This is a genomic window from Spirillospora sp. CA-142024, assembly GCF_050942325.1.
GTDB lineage: Bacteria > Actinomycetota > Actinomycetes > Streptosporangiales > Streptosporangiaceae > Spirillospora.
On record NZ_CP192077.1, the window covers coordinates 1,626,617 to 1,649,231 of the forward strand.

General features: G+C 70.3%; 16 protein-coding genes and 1 tRNA gene. 8 read left to right on the top strand and 9 right to left on the bottom strand.

Translation table 11 applies throughout. From position 1 onward, the window contains the following. Positions 1-27 precede the first annotated feature (27 nt). A tRNA-Ala gene (locus ACQPZP_RS07980) sits at positions 28-104 on the top strand. Between the two features lie 432 nt (positions 105-536). Here the strand turns inward: ACQPZP_RS07980 and ACQPZP_RS07985 are convergent. Further along, on the bottom strand, positions 537-677 hold the full coding sequence (locus ACQPZP_RS07985) for a hypothetical protein (RefSeq protein WP_433476984.1): 141 nt from the start codon (positions 675-677) through the stop codon (positions 537-539). A 142-nt stretch (positions 678-819) separates the two neighbouring features. Between ACQPZP_RS07985 and ACQPZP_RS07990 the strand changes: the two genes are divergently transcribed. After that, positions 820-1,626 (top strand): hypothetical protein, encoded by an 807-nt coding sequence (locus tag ACQPZP_RS07990; RefSeq protein WP_433476985.1) that lies wholly within the window; start codon positions 820-822, stop codon positions 1,624-1,626. Positions 1,627-1,994: 368 nt separating this feature from the next. Here ACQPZP_RS07990 and ACQPZP_RS07995 read toward each other — a convergent pair whose 3' ends face one another. Together ACQPZP_RS07995 and ACQPZP_RS08000 are read right to left on the bottom strand one after the other, a co-directional pair. Next, on the bottom strand, positions 1,995-3,299 hold the full coding sequence (locus tag ACQPZP_RS07995; protein WP_433476986.1) for an endonuclease/exonuclease/phosphatase family protein: 1,305 nt from the start codon (positions 3,297-3,299) through the stop codon (positions 1,995-1,997). 60 nt (positions 3,300-3,359) lie between these two features. Then, positions 3,360-5,558, bottom strand: coding sequence for a BTAD domain-containing putative transcriptional regulator (locus ACQPZP_RS08000; RefSeq protein ID WP_433476987.1), 2,199 nt, complete (start codon positions 5,556-5,558; stop codon positions 3,360-3,362). 365 nt (positions 5,559-5,923) lie between these two features. Here ACQPZP_RS08000 and ACQPZP_RS08005 point away from each other — a divergent pair, with 365 nt between their 5' ends. Beyond that, positions 5,924-7,345 (top strand): hypothetical protein, encoded by a 1,422-nt coding sequence (locus ACQPZP_RS08005; protein WP_433476988.1) that lies wholly within the window; start codon positions 5,924-5,926, stop codon positions 7,343-7,345. Between the two features lie 465 nt (positions 7,346-7,810). Here ACQPZP_RS08005 and ACQPZP_RS08010 read toward each other — a convergent pair whose 3' ends face one another. From ACQPZP_RS08010 to ACQPZP_RS08030, 5 genes are all read right to left on the bottom strand, one after another. Next, on the bottom strand, positions 7,811-9,103 hold the full coding sequence (locus ACQPZP_RS08010) for an aspartyl protease family protein (protein ID WP_433476989.1): 1,293 nt from the start codon (positions 9,101-9,103) through the stop codon (positions 7,811-7,813). A gap of 118 nt (positions 9,104-9,221) precedes the next feature. Further along, a complete protein-coding gene (locus ACQPZP_RS08015) occupies positions 9,222-13,022 on the bottom strand; it encodes a WD40 repeat domain-containing protein (protein ID WP_433476990.1) in 3,801 nt (1,266 codons plus the stop codon). After that, a complete protein-coding gene (locus ACQPZP_RS08020; protein WP_433476991.1) occupies positions 13,015-13,419 on the bottom strand; it encodes a hypothetical protein in 405 nt (134 codons plus the stop codon). The genes ACQPZP_RS08015 and ACQPZP_RS08020 overlap by 8 nt, the downstream gene beginning before the upstream one ends. 134 nt (positions 13,420-13,553) lie before the next feature. Further along, complete coding sequence (locus ACQPZP_RS08025; protein WP_433476992.1) at positions 13,554-14,231, bottom strand: hypothetical protein; 678 nt, start codon at positions 14,229-14,231, stop codon at positions 13,554-13,556. A gap of 180 nt (positions 14,232-14,411) precedes the next feature. Then, positions 14,412-15,491 carry a hypothetical protein gene (locus tag ACQPZP_RS08030; RefSeq protein WP_433476993.1) on the bottom strand — a complete coding sequence of 360 codons (1,080 nt, stop codon included), beginning with the start codon at positions 15,489-15,491 and terminating at the stop codon, positions 14,412-14,414. Positions 15,492-15,744: 253 nt separating this feature from the next. Here ACQPZP_RS08030 and ACQPZP_RS08035 point away from each other — a divergent pair, with 253 nt between their 5' ends. From ACQPZP_RS08035 to ACQPZP_RS08045, 3 genes are all read left to right on the top strand, one after another. Next, positions 15,745-16,392, top strand: coding sequence for a TetR family transcriptional regulator (locus tag ACQPZP_RS08035; RefSeq protein ID WP_433476994.1), 648 nt, complete (start codon positions 15,745-15,747; stop codon positions 16,390-16,392). Between the two features lie 79 nt (positions 16,393-16,471). Next, positions 16,472-17,623: an acetyl-CoA acetyltransferase gene (locus tag ACQPZP_RS08040; protein WP_433476995.1), complete on the top strand. Its 1,152-nt coding sequence runs from the start codon at positions 16,472-16,474 to the stop codon at positions 17,621-17,623. A gap of 13 nt (positions 17,624-17,636) precedes the next feature. Further along, a complete protein-coding gene (locus ACQPZP_RS08045) occupies positions 17,637-19,172 on the top strand; it encodes a class I adenylate-forming enzyme family protein (protein ID WP_433476996.1) in 1,536 nt (511 codons plus the stop codon). Here the strand turns inward: ACQPZP_RS08045 and ACQPZP_RS08050 are convergent. Continuing rightward, on the bottom strand, positions 19,114-19,512 hold the full coding sequence (locus tag ACQPZP_RS08050) for a Zn-ribbon domain-containing OB-fold protein (RefSeq protein WP_433476997.1): 399 nt from the start codon (positions 19,510-19,512) through the stop codon (positions 19,114-19,116). The genes ACQPZP_RS08045 and ACQPZP_RS08050 overlap by 59 nt on opposite strands. A 68-nt stretch (positions 19,513-19,580) precedes the next feature. Between ACQPZP_RS08050 and ACQPZP_RS08055 the strand changes: the two genes are divergently transcribed. Together ACQPZP_RS08055 and ACQPZP_RS08060 are read left to right on the top strand one after the other, a co-directional pair. Continuing rightward, the gene (locus ACQPZP_RS08055) at positions 19,581-21,752 is read left to right on the top strand and encodes an acetate--CoA ligase family protein (protein ID WP_433476998.1); all 2,172 of its coding nucleotides are present in this window, start codon (positions 19,581-19,583) and stop codon (positions 21,750-21,752) included. After that, positions 21,742-22,545 carry an enoyl-CoA hydratase/isomerase family protein gene (locus ACQPZP_RS08060; RefSeq protein WP_433476999.1) on the top strand — a complete coding sequence of 268 codons (804 nt, stop codon included), beginning with the start codon at positions 21,742-21,744 and terminating at the stop codon, positions 22,543-22,545. The genes ACQPZP_RS08055 and ACQPZP_RS08060 overlap by 11 nt, the downstream gene beginning before the upstream one ends. Positions 22,546-22,615: the final 70 nt, after the last annotated feature.

Genomic DNA, 22,615 nt, shown 5'->3' on the forward strand with positions numbered 1-22,615 from the left:
GATGTTTGCTAACCTTACGGAGTCCTCGGGGCTGTAGCGCAGTCCGGTAGCGCACCTCGTTCGCATCGAGGGGGTCAGGGGTTCAAATCCCCTCAGCTCCACCACGAAGACACACGTCAGGGCCGTATTCCTAACATGGAATGCGGCCCTTTGGTGTTGTGTCCGACCCTGGGAGCGGATCACCCCAGAGGTTGATGGGAGCTCCCGAAGCAGGTCGCGTCCAACAGTCCGGCAGCAGAGCGGGGGGTCAGTGCGGCACGCTGCCGCATCGAGCTGTTCCGACATGCCTTTAGGCACGGGCGTCCGCGACAGGCCGGCAGCGCCAACGCGGCTTGCCGGGACGGATTCGTCAGCCGGTCTGTGGTTTCCGGCACGGTCGTGTCGTGGAAAGACCTCGACCGTCACCGCAAGCGGACCTTCAGGAAGATGTCGTCGGACTGCCGCGTGCTGATGGCGGGGTCCTCGGACCGGCCCAGGTTCCGCATGGACTGGACCGGGCAGACGACGCCATCAGCGACGTCGTAGACGTCGTGGTCCTAGTGGACGCCGAACGCCTGCAGTGCGCGGCCGACCGGCCCCTGGGCCGCGGGGACGGCAGATTCCGTCGGCTCGTGCCAGAGCCCGTAGCGGGAACCCCGGTCCGCCTGGTGATGAGGCACTTCAGAGATCTCGGTCATGCGTGACCTTGCACTGACCAGGTATGACAGCCATCTGATAGCCGACGGACAGCGGGAATCGGCTATCCAGGGTGCGGCTGGGGCCGGGGGGCGGCATGCCTTCTCCGCGGCCTGTGCAGTGGCGTGCCGGAAGGAAGATTCCATGAAGTGGTGGGCGGTGGCGGCTGGGCTCTGCGCGCTGGCGATGACGTCGGCGGGGTGCGCGGCCGAAGAGACTCCCGAGCAGAAGGCGACAAGGAAGTTGGAGAAAGCCCTCGCCGCGTTGACCGGTGAGCCGCATCGGGCGGATACCGAGGTCGACGTCTATGCGCACACTCTCGCGATCCCGTCGTTCCGGATGTCCGCACAGATGCGGGGGACGCATCGATCCATGCCGGGGCGCCCCGCCACCGATCTGGACCTGTTCTCGGTCAAGACCACGATCGACCGCCAGTACAGCGAGGATCTGGTCAGGACGGGAGCGGTGCGCGTGATCACGGTCGGCGACCAGGTGCACGTGCGCAACACCCTCCAGTCCGACCGGTGGCGGACGCTCCCGCGGGGCCCCCGGGCCTTCGGAAAGCGCGGATACGACCCGGCGAGCACCGACGCCATGATGAACTCCACCATGATCGCCGCTATGTACCGTGACCAGGCGGCCCTCCTCTCACGCCCGTCTCCGTCGGCCACGGGCGGCGAGCAGATGAGCGTTTACTCCCTTTCCTGCACCATCGCCGACTGCCTGGATGACGTCCCCGAGATGCGTGAGACCGCACTCAGCGTGTATCCCGGCGATGCGCTCTTCAATTCCAAACTCTGGGTGGACGAGCGGTCCCGGCCGCGGGTGCTGACGATGGTGAGCGAGTTCAACGCAGGTCGGGGGGACGGGGCGCCAATGGTGAAGTTCAAGGCGACGCTCACCCTGCATGACCTGGGAAAGCCGCAAAATATCACGGCTCCTCCCGGCTGACGGCGGCCCACTTGCGCGGACCCTGCCGAAACAAGCGGGCACCTCGCGCCCCCCGCGATGGCGGTGGACGAGTGCACCGCACAGCGCGCCGCGTGATCGTCGACATGTTGGTCACGACGTGGTTCCGTGGCCGAGTGGGCGCTGATCGAGCCGTTGCCTCCCCGCCCGACTCCCAGACAACGCGCGGCGGAGGGGAAGAACACGAGGAGTGTCGTCTTCTCCCCTGGCGGACGCCGCTTGGTCTGCATGATCAACGATTCTCGCTTGAGCGCTTCATGTACTTGAATCTCTCAATGCGGGCGCACGAAGTTTCGAGGTGGTCAGCCCCTGAGTCCATGCGCAATCGGATTTGCAGGTTGCCGGCGACGTCAGGCCACCACTTCGGCCCACAACGTGCGGTGGTCCTCTGTCAACGGCCCCGCCTCCGAGGAATTCACTCGTACCCGCGGCGAAACGAACAGGTAGTCGATCTTGCGGCCCGCGATGGTTTGCACGCCGCCGCGGCACTGGTAGAGCCCGAGGCGGGCGTGGAACCGCGGCTCGATTCTGTTCTGGCAGGGACTGGTCGCTTCCTTGAGATCGCCCACCGCTCCGTTTCCGTAGCCGGTGTGGTAGAAGAAATCCGCCGGCCGTTCGGTCGGTGATGCGTTGAAGTCGCCTCCGACGAATACCGTGTAGTCGGCGGGGAATCTGTTCCGCAGAATCCACCTGGCTTGCGACGCCTCCTGGGCACGCAGGAGAGCGTCCTGGTGCTGGGTCCCGGCGGACAGGTGCAAGGAACAGGCGACCAGCTTCCTCGCCGAGGACTTCACGCACAACATCTCACGCTGCTCACGTTGGATGCCCAGATTCCGCCAATCTCCCCCTGGTTCCGCGACATGAACCGTGTCGGTGCCCAGGCCGTGCCCCTTCCGGCCGTAGGGGGCGCCGATGGCCTCGATGCCGAGGTCGTTGCGGTAGAGGACGGCGTTGCCGAATGCCCGGGGCGGTGCGGCCTTGACCATCTCCGGACTATCCACGCTCATCGGAATCCATGAGGGGACCTTGCATTGCATCCACCGCTTGGGCATTTGACCTTCCCGGCCGGTGGGATCCTCCCACTGAGCCGGTTTCCCGTCTCGTGCCGCCTGGTGCAGCCTCTGGATCGGGTCGCCCGGCGGCGTGCCCGGCCTGCTCGCCCGTACGGGATCGAACACGACCGTGTATCCGGGGAGCCGCCGGTCGAGGTAGTCCATCCAGTCGCGGCACGCCTCCTGGATGGCGACGACGGCGGGCCTGCGCATGAGGACCTCTCTGACCAGCGCCTCGGGCACCTCGTTTCCTCGACGCCCCAGCTGACGGTTGTAGCCCCCCATGTTGAACGTGCCGATGACGTACCGGTCGTGGGGGCCGAGTTGCCCGCCTCCGCCGCCCAGGCCCGCGCTGGGGCCTTCCTCAGCCCGGGTGATCGCCGCCGTCGCGGCCACGATGCTCACCGAAACGGCCGCCGCCGCAACGGCGATGCGCAGTTTTCCAGCCACCTGTTCCACCCCTCCCGGCCCGACACCGGCCCGTGCTCTCATCGTCAGAAAGCGACCTGCATGCCTTTCCGCACCGGACGTCATCGCGCCGGTCGGCGTCGCCGGAATCGCACAGGTGAATGCGGCTGCGAAGGCCCCCGTCGCTCCATGCACCAGGAAAGCGTCTGCGGCTTGCCGCCCGCTATCAGCATCCTGTCGCCACAGGTCAGCGGGTCAGCCCAGGGCGGAGCGGACGAGTACGGGCCGTTCGGTAAGACGCACCGTGTCGCCTGCGGTGAGGGTGACGGTCCTGCCGTCGAGGTGGTCGATCCGGTAGGCGCCCGGTTCGGCGGGCATCTCCGCCGTGCCCTTCGCCATCCACCGCACGGCGCCCTCCTGGCCGTCCCCTGCCAGTTGGAAGCGGCATTGCCAGGCCCCCTGGGGGAGCCCGACGGCCTGCCCCTGCCCGCACGACCGGATCCGCGCCCCGTCCAGCCACCGCTGGAGCCGCTGGATGAACAGCGCCGCCCGCGTCGGTGGGCTGCCCTCCACCTGCAGTACCAGCGGCAGGTTCCGCACGCCCCATGAGTAGAAGTACATGCGCTCGAAACGGGCATAGAGGCCCGCCAGGTAGTACCGAACGGCACGGTTGTTGGCGTCCGCCTCCTTCAGGGCCGGGACGGTCGGGATCGAATGGGCCGGGCCGGTCGCCCACATCGGCAGATGCACACCTTGGTTGTGCAGCGTGTTGTAGATGAGGGTGGCCAGTTCCGTCATCTCCTCGGGTCGGCCGTCACCCTGGCGGGGATGGAGCTTGACCGCGACCACGTCGCAGGACCGGAAACCGCCGAGGGCGGCGAACCGGGCGAGCCACCGCCTCCCCTTCCACTCCCACAGATCCCCGACCGACGGGCAGACGATCGTGGCACGCGGATCGGCCGCCCTGATGATCGCTGACGCGCGGCGGGTCATCTCGACCATCGTGCTCACGTCACCGCTGTAGTGGAAACGGGTGTTGGGGTAGTCCCACAGCTCGTACGCCTCGATCCGGCCGCGGTACCTGGCGACCAGCGCGCGGACGTAGCGGTCCCAGTCGGCCAGATCGCGCGGCGGCGCCGTCCGGGAATCGTCCACGTAGGGGCTGCGCGGGCCGTTCGGGGCCGCCCACGCCGGGGTCATGCCCATCGTGTAGGCCACCGGCAGCCCCGCCCCCGCGGCGCCCGCCACCATTCGGTCCAGCGGTGCCCAGTCGAACCGGCCCCGGCCGGGCTGGACGTCCGACCAGCGCGTCTCGCTGTCCCAGGCCCGGACCGATCCGACCCGGAACCCCGGCATCGCACCGCTGTTGGTCCCGATGGTGGCGCCGAAGAACACCGGCCGCACCGGCCGCGGCGGAACGTTCACCCAGGCCGGCCCGGCCACCCACTGCCGATCACTCGGCGACGGCCCCCCGGCCTCCCGGCCGGACCAACCCGCCGAAGCGCCACCGAGACCGCTCAGCGCCACAAGCGCGACGGCGATCCCGAGGCCGCGGACCCGGACGCGCCGCCGGCCAGGCGCACTCGCCCGGATCCGGCCCGGCTCGGGCACGGGTGCCGGCTCCGGCCCGGGCGTCGGCGGATGATCCGGAACCGGAGCCGGCTCTCTCGCGGGAACCGGCGGGCCCGGCGGCTCCGGCTCCAGGGGCGGCGGCTCGACCTCACCCCTGAGGATGCCCTCATGCAGCCTGCGAAGCCTCTCCGTCGGCTCCAGCCCGGTCTCCTCGATCAGCAGCGCCCGACCGTCCCGATAGACCTGCAGTGCCTCCGGCCGCCGCCCGCAGCGGTACAGAGCGAGCATCAGCCCAGCCCGCAACTTCTCACGCAACGGGTGCTCATCGACCAGTGACGCGAGTTCGGCCACCACCGCACCATGCCGGCCGAGCGCCAACTCGACGTCGAGGCACTCCTCCAGTGCCACAAGGCGCAACTCCTCCAACCGCGCCGCCTCACGAGGAACGAACGCGGCCTCCGCCCCGACCAGTGCCGGGCCTCGCCATTGGGCGAGCGCCTCACGGAAGGTGCTCGCCGCGTCGTCGGCCTGGCCTGCGGCCGCGGCTCGCCGGGCACGCTCCACGAGCCCGGTGAACACGGGGAGGTCCACGGTCGCCGAGCCGGTCCGGAGCAGGTACCCTGCCGGCCTCGTCTCAAGCAGGCCGGAGGCGTCCCCCAACGCACGGCGAACCCGATGCACGAGCGTGTGCACCTGGGGACGCGCCGACTTCGGCGGAACCTCGCCCCACAACTCGTCCACGAGCCGGTCCACCGACACGACCCGGTCGGCACTGAGCAGCAGCAGCGCCAAGAGTGCGCGCTGGCGTCCACCACCGAGGGCCGCCTCCCGGCCGTTGACGCGGGCCTCGACCGGGCCCAGCACCGAGAAAGTACTGTTCATCGCAGTCAAGACCGAACATTCCGTGCGTAGGTCCCCATGGCAGCGACGCCTTTCTCCCGCCCGTCGACGCTTTCTCCGAAGTCACCGAACGGCGTCACCACTGGTTCGCAGGAGCCAGACGATTCTCGTGGTACGGCCCAGCGCGGACGGTTCGGCTTGTCGCATGCCTTTGGCCGTCGAAGAGCGGATCTACGGGTTATCAGGATTGAGGTCGAGGTCGAGGCAGCGGGCTGGTATGGACTTCAGGTCTTCCGATCGAATGAAGCAATTATGGGTCGCGTGCCGGAGGGAGGAACAGAAGGCCACCAGGGGTTGCAACAAGGTTGCACCGTCGGGTGCGGCAGCTTAATTTGGGAAGCTGTCCTATGGAAGAGCAAGCTGAGATCCGTCGGCTCGAGCGGCAGCGTGAACTGGCCCTCGGCGGGGACACGGCCGCCGTGCGGCGGGCGATACTCCATTCCTGGGACCGCGCCCGGCGGAGCGGAGTGGACCCCGACCGGCAGTTGCCCCCCGTGCCACTGGCCGAGGACGAGGTGGTGGCGCAACGGCGCGAGCATGCTCTCGCCCAGGTCTGGCCGACGCTGCTGGGGACCCTGGGTACGGCCGTCTCCGAGCCTGGTCACATGCTCTTCGTCAGCGACGTTTCGGGAACCCTGATGTGGTCGGCGGGGGAGGCGAGCACGCTGCGGCAGGCCGAGCGGGCGCACCTCGTCCTCGGGGCGTTATGGAACGAGAAGACCGCCGGGACCAACGGAGTCGGGACCACCCTGGTGACGCAGCGGCCCTTCCAGGTATACGGGGCCGAGCACTTCATGTCCGTGGCGACCCGCTTCACGTGTTCCGGGGCGCCGATTCGGGATCCGCTGACCGGCTCTCTCCTCGGGGTCGTCGACCTCACCAACAGTGTGAAGGCCCCTCGCGGGCTGAGCCTCGCGGCGGTGACCGGCGCCGCCCGCCTGGCCGAGTCGTGCCTGCGCGAGGCGGCCGACCGCGAGCTGGCACGACAGAATGATCTCTACGTCGACCGTCTGACCCGGCGTCTGGGCGTGCAAAGCGCGATCGTCACCCCGGATGGCCACGTCATTCGGGCCGACCCGCCCCGCTGGCTACCGCGGCGTCTGCCCGGCCCCCTGACGGAAGGGCCTGCGCTGCTGCCCGACGGGCGATCGATGATCGCCGAACGGCTTGCGCCCGGTGGTCCGTTCTTCGTCCTCGCACAGTCCACCACCAGCGGAGAAGAGCGCCCCCTGATCTTCGGTGGGCTGGGCCTCTCCCGTGCATGGCTGAGGGTCGACGGCGTCTGCCACGAACTCAGCGGCCGTCATGGTGAGTTGATGGCCGTCCTGCTCTCCGCCCCCGGCGGCCTGACGGCCGAGCAACTGGCCCACGAGATCTACGGCCCGGGAGGGAAGGCGGTCACCATCCGCGCCGAGCTGGCACGGTTACGCCGCCTGGTCGGATACCGGCTCGCGTCGGCACCGTACCGTCTGACCGGCCCGGTCCGGGCCGACTTCATCGACTTCGACCGCGACCTCGCCGCGGCCGGGGTGGCCGGCCTGCTTGATCGCTATCGGGGCCCACTACTGCCCGCCTCCCGCGCTCCGCGAGTCGTGGCGCTGCGCCGGCGGCTGCACGAACGGCTACGCGACCGTGTATTGAAAGACGCCGACGCTGACGTGATGACGTGCTGGTTGACCAGCCGGCACGGCCGAGACGACCAGGAACTCGCCCGCGCACTCGACACGCTGCGTCAACCCCCTAGGAGAGCTTCAGACAGTGGCCGATGACGTAGTCGCTGTTGATCAGGCGGCCTGCTCCGCCGCGAGCTGTGGATGAACGCGTTGACCAGGCGCGACAGGAAGCAGAAAGCATTTTGATAGGCCGCAAGGAGTACTTCTGGGCTTGGCAGGCCTGCTCCCTGCTGACCGAGGCGGAGCTCGAATCCGTTTTCCCCCAGGCCGCGAACGTTCGGTACGAATCGCAGGACAAGGACGTCAGGCTGCTCTTCTCCGGACGGGGAGTCACAGTGAAGGAGCGAGTTGCGGTATCCACTTCGACCTCCCGGGCCTGCGGGGCAACGTCTTGATCTCCGAGAAGAGCGCCGGGATAGCCGTCGACCGCCTGCCGACGAGCATGCGGGTCCCCACCAGTTCCCAGATCAACCTAGGTGGCGGCTGTTTCGACGGCACCGCTGGCGAAGATGGCCGCCGCCAAGCTCTGAATGAGACATCTCGCCCGCGTAGTCGCGATGATCAAGGGGCCGTGCCGCGGGCGATGTAGAGGTTCATGTCGGTGAAGTCGAGGGTGACGTTGTAGGGCTTGTAGAAGGGGTGGAAGAAGGCGCCCAGGGTGTCGAAGCCGGAGCGGGAGGGTCTGCTGTCCGGGTTCGCGTTGCAGTAGACACCCTTGGCCACGGCGTCGCCCAGGCGGATCTCCTTCGGGTAGCAGGGGTAGACGACGACCGGGTGGCTGTGGGCGAAAGTCTCCAATGGGCGGTCGTGGTCGATGCGGATCCGCAGCCGCTCGGCCGTTTCCTCGGACATGGCCGCGGCGATCTCGCCGACTCCGCCGATGGACAGGCCCACCATTCCTGGGCCGGAGCCGGCGATGCTGCCCCTGCTGTACACCTCGTGCTCATGGCCCAGCCACAGCGGGAGGGGCTTGGCGCCCGACCGGGCGGCATCGGCGCGTGCCTTCCTGGCCGTTTCGGGGGTTCTGCGCCGCAGGATCAGCGACTGGCCCGCGTAGTCGAAGGTGGTCAGCAAGTGGTACCAGATCCACGTGCCGATGATGCCGTCGTTGGGCCGCCCGGGGTTCTCCTGGTCCGTCTCCGACCATTCCACGGGGATGTTGCGCAGTTCGATGCCGCCCAGCTTGAAGGAGTCCAGGACCCCGAAGTACTGCCATGCGGTGCCGTCCAGATAGTCGATCTGTTGCTTGGCCACGGCGCTCAGCCCGGCTTCCCTGGCTACTTCTGCGTTCATGCCCAGCCAGGGGGCGCCGGTGTAGAACATGAAGCGCTTCGGCGGTCCGCCGTTGACCGAGGCCTCCACCAGCGGTGTCGGGTCCATCTGCTGCCACGGCAGCCGCGCGATGTCGCCGTGGATCTGATACGGCCGGCCGCGGATCGCTCCGAACCATTTGGCGCGGACGTCCCCTCCGGCGGCTTCCCAGCATGGGAGGGAGAGGGAGAATTTGTCTTGCCGGATGTAGCAGTCGCCCAGGAGCTGGTTGGTGTCCTTGTCGCTGGGCGCCAGTTTGAGGGCCATCGTCAGATACTTCTCGGCATCGGGGAACTGGTTGACCAGTAGCGCCACATGGCCGCGCTGGCGGGCCGCGTGCACGTTCGCAGGGTCCCTTTTCAGGATCTCCTCGTAGGCGCGGCCGGCCTGCTCGAACTTCCCGGCCTTGAACAGCGCGTCCGCGTCACCGGTGTCGGCTTGCGACGTGGCGTTGCCCAGCAGTGGTGCGGTCGCGGCGGCGCCGGCCAGCACGGCGGCGCCTCGCAGCAGTGAACGCCGGTCCCATTCTCCGTCATTTGCCACGGCCTTCTCCTTTTCGGGATCACTTTGCCGTCGGCAATTTCCTATCCAACGAACGGTCACAGCGCGGCGCCAAAAGCTGTGACCCGGCTGTGACCCGGAATCGCGGCGGCGAGGATCCCTACGAGGTCACGCCCGCCTGACGCATGCAGACGACCTCGCCGCTCTCCAGAACGACCACGAATTCGGTCTCGCGCGCCGGGTTGATCACGCAGTGGGACACGCTTTTGCCGAAGGTGAGGACGCCGAGCTCGGCGGCGTGCTCCAGGTCCCAGACGGCGAGGGTGCGGCCGTCGTGGGCCAGGAGGAGCCGGCCGCTTCGGGAAAGCGCCGTCCTCCCCGGAAGGAACGACATCCTTGTTTCGTGGAGCCGGGTGCCGGTGCGCAGGTCCCACACGGTGAGGACGGGCTCCGAATCCCAGGTGAGGCGGTGCGCGGTGGTGCCCTTGTACCGTGAGCCGGTGCTCTCGTACCGTGCGTTCGAGCGGCGCTCGCCGATGTCGATCAGGCGGCCGCCGTCGGGGGTGACCTCCTTGTGGCCGTTCCATTGGCGCGGGCCGGACAAGCGGTGGAGCATGCGGGATTCGGTGAGGTCCCAGATCTCGATCTCGTCTCCGCACAGCACGGCGGTGCGTCCGTCGGATGAGAGGTGGTGGCTGTCTCCCACGCGGAGGAGGCGGTTGCGGGCCCCCGTCAGCTCGGCGACCAGAGTGCCGGTCGCGATCTCCCAGGCCTGGAAGTCCTCGCCGCGGGGGACGAGCGCGTGGCTCCCCGTGGGGGTGATGACCGCGTCTCCGTCGTGCTCGATGGTGAACACCTCCCGGCCGTCGGACGGGTGCCAGGCCCGGACGGACCTGCCGGAGGCGGCGGTGACCAGGTCGTCGCCCGTCCCGATCGCCATGATGTAGTCGCCTCTCCCGAAGGACTGGTGTTCGAGCAGGACGCCGGTGCGCTCGCCCGAGCGGGCGTCCCACAGCGTCACCGCCCCGCTGCTCCAGCCACCGGCGAGGGTGCGGCCGTCGGGCGACACCGCCATCGCCAGGATCTCCAGGTCGGGCGCCCTCATCCCCATCCACCAGGCCCGCTCCTGGGCGAACCGCTGGATGTCGTCCTCCTCCTCGGTGGTGTACCCGTGCCGCGTGCAGGCGCCGGTGTCGACGTCCCAATACCCGAGCGTGGCATCGCGCGAGGCAGTGATCGCCGTCCGGCCGTCCGGGGCGAATGCCGCCGCGCCGACGGCACCGGCGTGCGGGACACGGCGCGAGTCCTGGTCGGAGCCCAGGCGGTGGACGCGGACCACGCCGCTCAGCAGGCCTTCGAGGACATAGCCGCCCGGGACGCTCACCGCGATGTTCTCCGCGCGCCAGTCGACGATGTGGCACTTGAGCGTGCGGTCGCTCTTGAACCCGCCCACGACCTCGCCGCCGGTCACCGCCCTGATGATGTAGGAGTCGCCCGCCGCGGGAACGACGACGAAGCCGCCGTCGGAGGTGACCGCGGGCCGCTCGGCCGTGTCGTCCGCGGCGGGGACGGACGCGACGAGCTCGCCCGTCGCCGGGTCGTGGAGGTGCACGGCGGTGAAGTCGGTGGACACCAGGTGGTCCCGTCTCTGCGGGCGCCGGTCGCGCAGGCGGTCGCGGAGCAGGTCGGACGCTTCGGACCACACGGCCCACTCCCGCATCCCGTCGGCGGTGACGAGGTCGCCCGACGCGGTGATGATCGGGTGGACGACGAGGTTCCGGTGTCCGGTGAGGGTCGTCAGGCGTTCGCCGGTCTCCAGCTCCCAGACCTCGACGTCGGTGCCCGCGCCCGCGATGACGGTCCGGTCGTCGGGGGCGACGAGGATCCGCCCGACCATACTTGCGGCGCCGGAGATGTGCTGGTAGGAGCCGTTGCCGCCGTTCTGCCAGGCCTTGCGGCGCCGGTCGGACGGACGCAGGCGATGGACGATCTCCCCGGTCTCCACCTGCCAGACGCACAGCGAGCCGTCGTACCCGCCGCTCACGGCCGTCGCCTCGTCGGAGGTCACGGCGAGGGCGCTGACCCCGTCCTCGTGGACGCGTGCCGAGTACCGCCGGGCGCCGACCGCGACGTCCCAGAGGCAGACCGTCCCGTCGGCGAACCCGCCCAGGGCCCGGCGGCCGTCGTCGATGATCGTCAGGACGTTGCAGGCGAACTCGTCGCGCGTGCCCGCGGTCAGGTGCGCGACGACGGGCATCCGATGGTCGGTGGACCAGCGGGTGCGCAGGCCCGCGGCCCCGTGCCGGTCGAGATGGTCGTCGACCGCGGCGGCGAAGCCCGGGAGGCCCACCAGGTGGGCCTGGTGGGCGAGATGGCACAGGAAGTCGAACGGGAAGTCCTTGACGTTGAACCGCATCGAGGCACGCTGCCTGGAGATGATGAGGTAGACGTCGTCGGCGGCGCGGCGGACCCGGGTGTCCCCGCTCCTGCGCGCCCGGGCCAGCGTCAGCACGAAGGCGTCGGACGTGTCGTCGCAGGCCATCACGGCGCAGAGGAAGCCGGGGTCGGTGCAGGTGGCCGCGAAGGCGGCGGCGAGGTCGCCGGAGCCGTCGTCGAGCGCGTCGACCATGTGCTCCAGGAGGTATTTCAGGACGTAGGGGTCGTCGCACTCCGACCAGCGGCCGGACTGGGCGCCGCGCAGGCCCTCGATGAGCGCCGTCCGCGCGCCCGCCGGGTCGATGTGGCGCTCGGCGGGCTCGGCGATGTCGTCCCCGGGGCGGGACGTCGCCGACGGCGCCGCCTGGGGCGGGGAGAGCAGGTGCGCGCGCAGGGAGTCGTGGTAGAGGCGGAAGGGGCCGTCCGTCGACTGCGCGCGCAGGTAGGGACCGCACAGCCTGACGGCGTCCGCCACCAGCGCCGGGGGCAGGCCGGTCGCCAGGCGGAGCTGCCGCCTGGTCAGGCCCTCGCCGTAGCTGACCGCGAGCGCCGAGAGGACGGGACGGACGACCGACGCCCACCGGTCGTGGTCGGCGCGCACCTCACGGTCGAGGAAGTCTTCGTACACCTGGGTCAGTCCGTGGGGCAGGGAAGGGCCGGCGTCGCGCCGTCCGGCCAGGATCTCCTCGGTCACGAAGTGGGCGTAGAGGAAGTTGCCCTGGGCCTGCCCGGCGATGCGCGCCGCCAGCCGCGGCCGGTCGCCGAGCCGGACCGCGACGTAGGAGCCGATGTCGTCGGCGTCGTCCAGGCGGTCCGCGTGCAGGTCGATCCGGGCGTCCAGGTAGCGCGCGATCCGTCCGGCGACCGGCTTGGAACGACCGAGCAGCAGCCACCGCAGACCGGGGACCGCCTCGGCCAGCTCGGCCTCCAGCAGGTCGAGGAAAAGCCTGCCGTGGTCGCCGGACCGCGCCTCGTCGACGCCGTCGACGAGCACGACCACGGCGCCGGTCAGGGCGCCCGACTCGCTCAGCGCCCGCAGCGGCCTGCGGATCAGGAGGTTGTAGGTCTCCCGGTGGTTGTGCGCGGCGAGGTGAAGCTCGCGGATCAGGCTCATCTCGACCGTGCCGCCGGTGACCTCGCCGACGTGCTGGCTCAGGGTGAACTCTCGCGGGGCCGCGTCCCCCGCCTGATCCGCCAGGACGCGAAGGTAGCCGGGGACGGAGTCCGCGAGCTGCGCGGAGATGTTGCTGACGACGCCGCCTCCGCTGATGCTGTCGGAGACCCGGACGCGGCAGAAGTGCGCGGCGTTGAGCCGGAATCCGTCCAGCTCGCCCGGTGCGGGGGCCTCGCCGCGCGCGATGCGCACCAGATGTCCGGCGATCTCAGTCTTGCCGGCGCCGGGGTCCCCGGTGATCAGCAGCGATCCGCCGGACGGATCGCGCAGCCACCCGCCGACCCGGCGGAGCACCCACGGCCGCGCGACGAAGGAGTCGGGAACGGACGGGGGGCCTGAACGGTTATCCATCGGCCCTTCCGTCGTAACCGACGATCTCGCTTCGGCCCTCGGCCTTCTTCACCTTCTGCCTGATCTTCACCGACGCGTCCGGTGACACGGCGCGGGCACCCGTCAGGTTCGCGCCGCTGAGCGTCTCGACGTCCTGCTGGAGGTCGATCGACCGGCCGGACGGCCGGGAATCGTCCGACGACTCGGGTTCGCGGGACGGCTCGGACCGGCTCTGCGGCTCGTGCTCGCGGTAGGCGCGCCATCCTTCTACCGTCGCCCAGGCCAGCACGAGGACGACGGCCCCGACCACGGCGGCCGTCACCGGTTCGCTCGTCGCGATGTTGATGGCGGCCCCCGTAACGCCCCCGAGGACGATCGATCCCGCCGCCACGATCCCGCGTCCCACCGCACCGCTCATGCCCCACGCCCGTCCCCGTCGCGCCGCGCCGTCGAACCAGATCGTCCGCCAGGGCCACCGGCGCCCGCAAGTCCCATGACGACCACAAGAATCTCGCGGGCCACGGTGTGCACCAGTTCGCCGCACACCTCACATCAGAAGGTGAGCGGCTCCCAGGTCAGCCGTTCGGTCCAGTCCGGCTCGTTCGCGGCGACGGCTTCAAAGGCCGCGATCACGGCCTCCAGTTCGGTGGTCACGTGGCGGCGGTGCCGCTCCGGGGAGCCGTCCCGGTGTTCCAGGGAGTACATGCCTTCTTCGAGGCCCGCGTTCGGGCCGAGACCGACCTGGACGTACACCTGTTCCGCGACGTCGAGGATGGCGAACCAATTGCGTGGTGAAAGCGTGTGGAGCGCCTCTCTCAAAGCGGCGCCGGCGGGCTTGTGGAGCGCGGAGCCGTCGCACATGCTCAACGTCCGGCCCGGCAGGGACAGCAGGACCGGCGGGTTGCGGACGATCTCGTCCTGGGGGTTGTAGAGGACCAGTTCATGCTCTGCGGCCAGGCGTTCGACGAAGGCTTCGATCTCGCCGGCCCGCGACCAGGCGGCGGTCAGGATCACGTGATCGCCGCCGACCCAGGGGTCGCTGTTCCAGGGCGATGACTCCAGGTCGTCCTTCAAATCCGGGAAACGAGACCTCAGACCCGTGAGGAAGGCGGCGACTCTCGGGTCCGTCTCGCCGTCCAGGATTCCCTCGCAGAACTGCCGGTACTTCTCACCGGCCACGCTCGCCGTTATGGGGGCTTCCTCGCACCAGACACCCAGGTCGAAGCTCATGTCTCGGAAGCGTAGATCCTCCCGCCGACATCGAGCCGGACGATCGGGCGGGGGAACCGCCTGCCGGCCGGGCAAGGGGCGAGGACGGCCGGTCCCGGGGGCCTCGACCCCCGGGACCGGTGAGATCAGCGGGACCCGGCCATTGCCGACCGGGTCCCTTCCTTCACCGGCGAGTCCCGGTTACGCGCCTGACAGATGCAGGTAAGCGGCCGCCTGTTGAGCGGTGAGGGAGGTGGGAAGACTCCCAAGCTGCCGCCGCCAGATGTCCACATTCTCACGCCAGGTGCGATAGAAGGATAGACAGTCCGTCGGCCGGATCTCCTGGAGACGCTCCTTCGCCTCTGCGAGGCGGAGGAGGATCCGGTCGCGATCCGGAACAGGTTCTTCCTTTTCGCGACCGTGAATGCGGGCCGCCACCTCGTCAATGAAACGCGAGCGCTTTTCGATCGCGTCCACCCAGAAGGGCAACGAGGTCACGTCCAATCCGGAATGGAGCGCCCGGACCAGTGCTTCGGCGATGAGGTCGCCGAACTCCTCCGTAGCGGCGTTCCGGCTGAACGGATCGTACGGCAGTTGCCGCAGTTCGCCTGCGACGGCTACCAAACCAGCTGCGACCGCGTCGCGCAAGTACATCCAGTCCTCGTTGTACATATCGGGGAAGTATGTAACCTCACGAAATGTGTCGACGATGGTGGCGTTGACGCCAATGAAGGTCGACTGCTCACCTCCGGAAGCCCGGTTGGCATGGCATACGACCGAGTTATCCGGGAACCAGGGAATCTGGAACCCGACCACCGGGAACCACTCGGTCAGGGCCGCGGCCTTCCTGATCATGGAAGCCGTCATGCCCCGGATGTCGTCATCGAGGAAGAGGATCGTCCGCCAGCCGCACAGGCGGGCGAGCGTCAGCCCGATGTTCCTCTTCAACGCGATATCCGTATACTTTTCCAGGATCCGCCACTCGAAGTCGAACAGCGGGTGGTTGTATCCCGGCGGAACTTCGAGGAGAAGTGCGTTGGGGGGCAGCGAACACCCTGTCCGGATCTCCTGCACCTGTGAAGATGTGCTGCAGAGCAGGACGATCACGCACCCCAGTGCCCTCGCCAGAGTGATCGCGGGCCCCACTCGCTGTGGGTTGATCGTGGGAACCACGATGGCGTCTATCGTTCCGGGAGTCCCTATGTCGACCTTCGATAAGTCGGCCAACAGGTTGCGATGCGAACCTATATGGGACGCCTGGCCAGTGTAATAATTGCTCATCTTGCCTCCGTTTGCCTTCGTCCGCGACCTGGTCGCGAACGGTCCGAGATCGGATTTGATCTGGACATTGCTTACCGTCCGGAGAAGAACCCGCAGGGCAAGCGAGGGACGTAACTGTGCGTGGTGGCGGTCGCGCTCCGCATCCTTGGCCGGGGACCTCACCGGCCGGGCGCGGTGGGAACGCCTCAGACGGGCGTGGGAGGGAGGTGCCGATCTGACACCGAGTCAGACGCGGAGGCTCTAAGCTGACGGCATGCCAGAAACGGTGCTGACCGCAGACGGCAGGGTCGCTGGGCGGCGCGCCAAAGCCACCCGGCGGCGACTGCTCGAGGTGCTCACGGAGATGCTCGGCGAATCGCCGTACCGCGACATCACGGTGATCGACATGGCGCGCCGCGCCGGAACGTCGCCTGCCACGTTCTACCAGTACTTTCCCGACATCGAGGCCGCCGTCCTCACGATCGCGGCCGAGATGGCGCAGGGGGGCAAGCAGCTGCGCCCGCTGGTCGAGGACCAGCCCTGGACCGGCAAGTCCGGGTACGAGACGGCGCGGATGCTCGTCGACGGGTTCCTGGAGTTCTGGCGCCACCACGAGTCCGTCCTCCGCGTGGTGGACCTGGCCACGATCGAAGGCGACGAACGGTTCCACGAGCTGCGCGTCCGCATGCTCAACAACGTGACGACGGCCCTCGCCGACGAGATCGCGGAACTGCAGCGGCGCGGGCGGGTGGCCGAGAACGTGCGGCCGGTCGCCATGGCCGGCGCGCTCGTCGGCATGCTCGCGCACAACGCCGCACATCAGCGGGGTTTCGAGGCCTGGGACATCTCCGTCGACGACCTGCGGGACAGCATGGCCCAACTGGTCTGCTGGGCCGTGTCGGGCCGGCGTCCGCCGAAGTAGCAGCCCGGGCGGGGGTATTCCCACCGGTTCGCCCGAGCGTTAATCTGATGACCCGTCAGATGAGCTTGGGGAGGGACCGGTGTCCAGCCGCCAGGTGGCGATCGTCGGCGTCGCGCTGTCCGACTGCGGGCGGGTCGACGGCGCGACTCCCTACGCGCTGCACGCCCAGGCCGCGCGTCGCGCGCTCGATGACGCCGGGCTGCCGCGGACGCGGATCGACGGCTTCGCCTCCGCCGGGCTCGGCACGCTGGCCCCGGCCGAGGTCGCCGAGTACCTGGGGCTCCGGCCGCGCTGGGTCGACTCCACCTCGGTGGGCGGCGGCACCTGGGAGGTGATGGCCGCGCACGCGGCCGACGCGATCGCGGCCGGTCACGCCGACGCGGTGCTGCTCGCCTACGGGTCCACCGCCCGATCGGACCTCAAGCGCGGGCTGCGCGCCGCGAACCTGTCGTCCGGCAACCGCGGCCCGGCCCAGTTCGAGGCGCCCTACGGCCATACGCTCATCGCCAAGTACGCGATGGCGGCCCGGCGGCACATGCACGAGTACGGCACGACGCCCGAGCAGCTCGCGGAGGTCGCCGTCGCGGCCCGGCGGCACGCCGCGCGCAACCCCGGCGCCCAGTACCGCGATCCGATCACGGTGGACGACGTGCTCGGCGAGCCGATGATCGCGGATCCGTTCACCAGGCTGCACTGCTGCATCCGGTCGGACGGCGGCGCCGCGGTCATCCTGGCGGCCGCGGATCTCGTCCGCGACTGCGCCCGGCCGCCGGTGTGGGTGCTGGGGACCGGCGAGCACGTCTCGCACGTCACGATGAGCGAGTGGCCGGACTTCACGGTGTCGCCCGCGGCGGTCTCGGGGCCGCTGGCCTTCGGCAGGGCGGGGATACGGCCGGACGAGATCGACGTGTGCGAGATCTACGACGCGTTCACCTACATGGTGCCGGTCGCCCTGGAGGACCTCGGCTTCTGCGCCAAGGGCGAGGGAGGCGCGTTCGTCGCGGAGGGGCGGATCGGGCCGGGCGGCGCGCTGCCCACCAACACCGACGGCGGCGGGCTGTCGGCCTGCCATCCGGGAATGCGCGGCCTGTTCCTGCTGGTGGAGGCGGTGCGCCAGCTCCGCGGCGAGGGCGGCGAGCGGCAGGCCCCCGGCGCTCGGCTTGCCTGCGTGAGCGGGACGGGCGGCTGGTTCTGCTCCAACGGCACGATGATCCTGGGAGCCGACCGGTGACCGGGGGTCCGGCGTGCTGACCGAGGCGCTCGACGAGGCGGTGAGGCGGTACGGCCGCAGGCCGGCGCTCCGCACGCCTGAAGGAGCGGAGCTGTCGTACGCCGATCTCGGCCGGCTCACCGACGAGACGGCCGCCGGCCTGGCCCGTCGCGGGGTCCGCGAAGGGCAGGTGGCGGCGCTGCTGCTGCCGGCCTCGGTGGAGTACGTGGTGGCCTACCTGGCCCTCGCCCGGCTCGGCGCGATCACCGCGGGCGTGAACCCGCGGCTCACCGCGCCGGAGGGCCGGGCCGTCCTGGACAGGGCCCGGCCGGACGTGGTCATCGGCACCGCGGAGCTCGTCGCGGAACGGCGAGGCGCCGCAGAGACGATCGAGGTGCCGCTTGCCGGGACGCCGGAGGCGGTGCTCGCCGGCCTGCGCGACGACCGGCGGGCTCCGCCGGCCGTGCGGACCGATCCGGATCGGCCGGTGGCGATCGTGTTCACCTCGGGCTCCACCGGGACGCCCAAGGGGGCGGTGTTCGCGGGCCGCCAGTTGCGGGCGATCGCGTCGATCGACGCGGGCGGTCCGCGCCCCGCTCCGCCGGTGCTGGCAGGGACGGAGCTGCCGCATGTGGGTTTCATGACCAAGCTGCCAGGCCACCTGCTGGCGGGTGCCCGTGTGCAGTTGCTGCGCCGCTGGCGCGCGGCGGACGTGCTGCGGCTGGTCGCCGAGCAGCGCATGCCGGTGATCGGCGGGGTGTCCGCGCAGGTGGCGCTGCTGCTGCGGGTACCGGAGTTCGGTTCCCACGATCTGTCGGCGGTGCGGGCGCTGGTCGTGGGGGGCGGTCCCTCGCCGCCCGAGCTGGTGCGCCGGGCGCGCACGCGGTTCGGGGCGGCGTACTCGATCCGCTATTCGAGCACCGAGTCCGGCGGGGTGGGGACCATGACCGCCTTCGACGGACCGGACGAGGAGGCGCTGCACACCGTGGGCCGCCCCCGGCCGGGCATCGACATCGAGATCCGCGACGATCGCGGACGCGCGCTGCCGCCCGGCGAGGTCGGGCAGATCTTCCTCCGGTCGCCCGCGACGATGACCGGGTACTGGCGGGACGAAGCGGCGACCCGCGCCGCGCTCTCCGGCGGGTTCCTGCGCACCGGGGACCTCGGCGTCGTCGACGACCGGGGATGCCTGCGGCTGGCCGGCCGGCACGGGGAGATGTACATCCGCGGCGGCTACAACGTCCATCCGCAGGAGGTGGAGGCCGTTCTCGCCGAGTGTCCCGGCGTCGCGGCGGTCGCGGTGGCGCCCACGCCGGACGCGGTGATGGGCGAGATCGGGGTGGCGGTCGTCGTGCCGGCGGATCCCGGCGCGCCGCCCGGACTCGACGAACTGCGCGCGTTCGCCGCGGGACGGCTGGCCCGGCACAAGCTCCCGGAGGAGTTGCTGGTCGTGGCCGAACTTCCGCTCACCTCGATGTACAAGATCGACCGGCGTGCCCTGGCCGGTCTGGTCACCCGGGCCGGAACACCGGGACGCTCACCTCACCCTCGTCGCGGAACTCGACCCTGAGCGGCATCCCGATGGCCGCCGCGCCGGGTTCGCAGCCGACGAGCTCGGTCATCATGCGCGGCCCTTCCGCCAGGTCGACGACGGCCGGGATGTAGGGCACCCGTTCACCGAACGGCGGCAGGTCGTTCCAGCGCACGACCGAGTAGGTGTAGAGGCGGGCCCGTCCGCTCGCCTCGATCCAGTGGACCCGGTCGCTCCAGCATCGCGGGCAGAACGGCCGGGGGTAGAAGAACGGCTCCCCGCAGGGCTCGCAGTGCCGGATCAGCAGCCTGCCCTCACGGGCGGCGTCCCAGTACGGCCGTGTCTCCTCCTCGACCAGCGGCAGATGCGAGTGCGGCAACGTCCCCTCCTCCGAAAGAAATCTGACGGTCTATCAGATGATCTCCTCCGTGAGCTTAAACTGACGACATGTCAGATAACAGCCCGCCGCAGGCGGTGGACGCGGAACAGGACGTGAGCGGCCGGGTCCTGGCGCTCGGCACGGCGGATCTCGGCACCTTCTTCCGGCCGCGCACCCTCGCGGTGATCGGGGCCTCGGACGCGCCGGACCGGCCGAACGCCGCCGTCTACCGCAGGCTGCGCGCCTGGGCCGGGCGCGTCGGCGCGCGCGTCCATCCCGTCAACGCCGGACGTGACCTGGTGGACGGCGAGCCGTGCCACCGGTCGGTGGCCGGCGTGCCCGAGCCCATCGACGTCGCGGCGGTCCTCGTGGGCGATCCGGTCAAGGTGATCGAGGAACTGGCGGCCGTCGGGGCGCGCTTCGCCGTGGTCTTCGCCTCCGGATTCGCCGAGCTCGACGGCGACGGCAGGCACGCGCAGGAGCGGATGGCCGCGGTCGCGGCCGGCGGTCCGCGCGTCCTCGGTCCCAACACCAACCTCAACGCGTTCGAGACCTTCCGCGAAGACCTCGACGGGCCCGCCATCGCGCTCATCTCGCAGAGCGGGCACCAGGGACGGCCCGTCTTCCAGGCCCAAGAGCTCGGCATCCGGGTGTCGCACTGGGCCCCCACCGGCAACGAGGCGGATCTGGAGTTCGCCGACTTCCTCCGGTACTTCGCCGACCTTCCCGAGGTCGGTGCCGTGGCCGGCTACGTCGAGGGCTTCAAGGACGGCCGCACCCTCATGCTCGCCGCCGACCACGCGGCCCGGCGCGGCCTCCCGGTCGTGCTGGTGAAGGTCGGGCGGACCCGGGACGGCGCGTCGATGGCCGCGTCCCACACCGGAAAGCTCACCGGGTCCGACGCGGTGACCTCCGCGGTCCTGCGCCAGTACGGCGTCACCCGGGTCGACGGGCTCGACGAACTCCTGGACACCGCGCAGCTGCTGGCCCGAGCCAAGCCGCCGGTGAGTACCGGTGTCTGCGTGTACGCCATCTCAGGCGGCACGGGCGCGCACATGGCCGACCTGTGCGCGGCCGCTGGCCTGCCGCTGCCCGCGCTGTCGGAGCGGACGCAGGAGGCGCTGCACCAGTGGATCCCCGGCTACCTGCGGGTCTCCAACCCGGTCGACAACGGCGGCCACCCCGTCGGCGACTGGCGTGGCCGCCGCATCCTGGAGGCCCTGGTCGACGACCCGGCGGTCGGCGTGCTCATCTGCCCGATCACCGGAGCGTTCCCGCCCATGAGCGACACCCTGGCGCGGGACCTGGCCGACATCGCCGAACGGACCGACAAGCCGGTGTGCGTGGTGTGGGGCTCGCCGGTCGGCACCGAGGCGGCGTACCGCGACATCCTGCTCGGCTCGCGGCGGCTGGCGGTGTTCCGCACGTTCGGCAACTGCGTCGGCGCGGTCCGCGCCTACTTCGACCACCACGAGTTCCGGGCCCGGTACCGGTCTCCCTTCGGCGACGTGCCCCGGCACCCGTCTCCGGCCGCCGCCGAGGCCCGGCGGTCGCTTGCGCCGGGCCCCGCGTCGGAGCACACGGCCAAGCGGCTGCTGCGCGCGTACGGCATCCGGACGCCGCGCGAGGAGCTGGTGGACGGCGCCGAAGCAGCCGTACGCGCCGCGGCGAAGATCGGTTTCCCGGTCGTCCTCAAGGGCTGCGGGCCGGGTGTCGAGCACAAGTCCGAGCTCGGGCTCGTCCATCTGGACCTGCGCGGTGAGGCGCAGGTCCGGGACGCGTACCGGCACGTCACCGCGCATGACGGAGTCGACGCCGCACTCGTCTGCGAGCAGGTGCGGGGCGGCGTCGAGACGGTCGTCGGCCTGGCCCGCGACGAGGTGTTCGGCCCCACGGTGATGGTCGGCCTGGGCGGGGTGTTCGTCGAGGTGTTCCGGGACATGGCCTTCCGGGTTCCGCCGTTCGACGCCGAGGAGGCCGGGCGGATGGTGGCGGGGCTGCGCGGGTTCCCGCTGCTCACCGGGACTCGCGGCCGGCCCGCCGCGGACGTCGATGCGCTCGTCGACGTGATCATGAAGGTGCAGCGGATGGGCCTGGAGCTGGACGGCGTCCTCACCGAACTGGACATCAACCCCCTGGCCGTGCTGCCCGCCGGAGCGGTCGCCCTCGACGCGCTCGCCGTCACCACCCCGGAGCGGACGCGTGAGTCCCGCAGTGAGGAGAGCGACGATGAGCGCTGACGACCTGCTCTACGAGGTGGAGGACGGTGTCTGCCGACTGACGCTCAACCGTCCACAGGCCCTCAATGCCATCACCCCTGACATGCGGGAACGGCTGATCAAGGCGTTCGGCGACGCAAGCGGGAATCCCGGCGTGCGGGCGGTGCTGCTCACCGGGACGGGCCGGGCCTTCTGCTCCGGGGCGGACCTCCGCGCCGCGGCCGACGCCCAGGAGGACGGCGCCGCGCCGCGCGCGGGCGACATCGCGCGTCTCCTCCGCAACGGGGCGCAGCGGCTCATCGCCGCCGTGCTGGACTGCGAGCGTCCCGTGATCGCGGCGGTCAACGGGACCGCCGCCGGGATCGGCTGCCATCTGGCCCTGGCGTGCGACCTGGTCCTGACCGCGGACGGCGCGCGGTTCATCGAGGTGTTCGCCCGGCGCGGGCTGGTGCCTGACGGCGGCGGAGCCTACCTGCTGACACGGCTGGTCGGCCCGCAGCGGGCGAAGGAGCTGATGTTCTTCGGCGACGATCTGCCGGCCGACGAGGCGGCCCGGCTCGGGCTGGTCAACCGCGTCGTCGCGGACGGCGAGCTGGCGTCGACGGCGGACCACTGGGCGCGGCGGCTGGCGGCCGGCCCGACCCTCGCCCATGCGCTCACCAAGCGCCTGGTGAACCGGGCGCTGGAGGGCGACCGGGCGTCCTGCTTCGAGGCCGAGGCACTGGCGCAGGAGATCAACATGACCGCCCGGGACGCCCGGGAGGGGCTGCGGGCGTTCGCCGAGGGACGCCGCGCGTCCTTCGAAGGCAGGTAACTGACGCACCATCAGATTGTTCGGCCGGCCGTCTTCCCTACCGGCCGCACAGCGATTAACTTGTTTCTGA

Coding starts and splice junctions, on each gene's coding strand:
- ACQPZP_RS07985 (WP_433476984.1), bottom strand. CDS start 677: ATGACCGAGATCTCTGAAGTGCCTCATCACCAGGCGGACCGGGGTTCC.
- ACQPZP_RS07990 (WP_433476985.1), top strand. CDS start 820: ATGAAGTGGTGGGCGGTGGCGGCTGGGCTCTGCGCGCTGGCGATGACG.
- ACQPZP_RS08000 (WP_433476987.1), bottom strand. CDS start 5,558: ATGAACAGTACTTTCTCGGTGCTGGGCCCGGTCGAGGCCCGCGTCAAC.
- ACQPZP_RS08005 (WP_433476988.1), top strand. CDS start 5,924: ATGGAAGAGCAAGCTGAGATCCGTCGGCTCGAGCGGCAGCGTGAACTG.
- ACQPZP_RS08015 (WP_433476990.1), bottom strand. CDS start 13,022: ATGGATAACCGTTCAGGCCCCCCGTCCGTTCCCGACTCCTTCGTCGCG.
- ACQPZP_RS08020 (WP_433476991.1), bottom strand. CDS start 13,419: ATGAGCGGTGCGGTGGGACGCGGGATCGTGGCGGCGGGATCGATCGTC.
- ACQPZP_RS08025 (WP_433476992.1), bottom strand. CDS start 14,231: ATGAGCTTCGACCTGGGTGTCTGGTGCGAGGAAGCCCCCATAACGGCG.
- ACQPZP_RS08030 (WP_433476993.1), bottom strand. CDS start 15,491: ATGAGCAATTATTACACTGGCCAGGCGTCCCATATAGGTTCGCATCGC.
- ACQPZP_RS08035 (WP_433476994.1), top strand. CDS start 15,745: ATGCCAGAAACGGTGCTGACCGCAGACGGCAGGGTCGCTGGGCGGCGC.
- ACQPZP_RS08055 (WP_433476998.1), top strand. CDS start 19,581: ATGTCAGATAACAGCCCGCCGCAGGCGGTGGACGCGGAACAGGACGTG.
- ACQPZP_RS08060 (WP_433476999.1), top strand. CDS start 21,742: ATGAGCGCTGACGACCTGCTCTACGAGGTGGAGGACGGTGTCTGCCGA.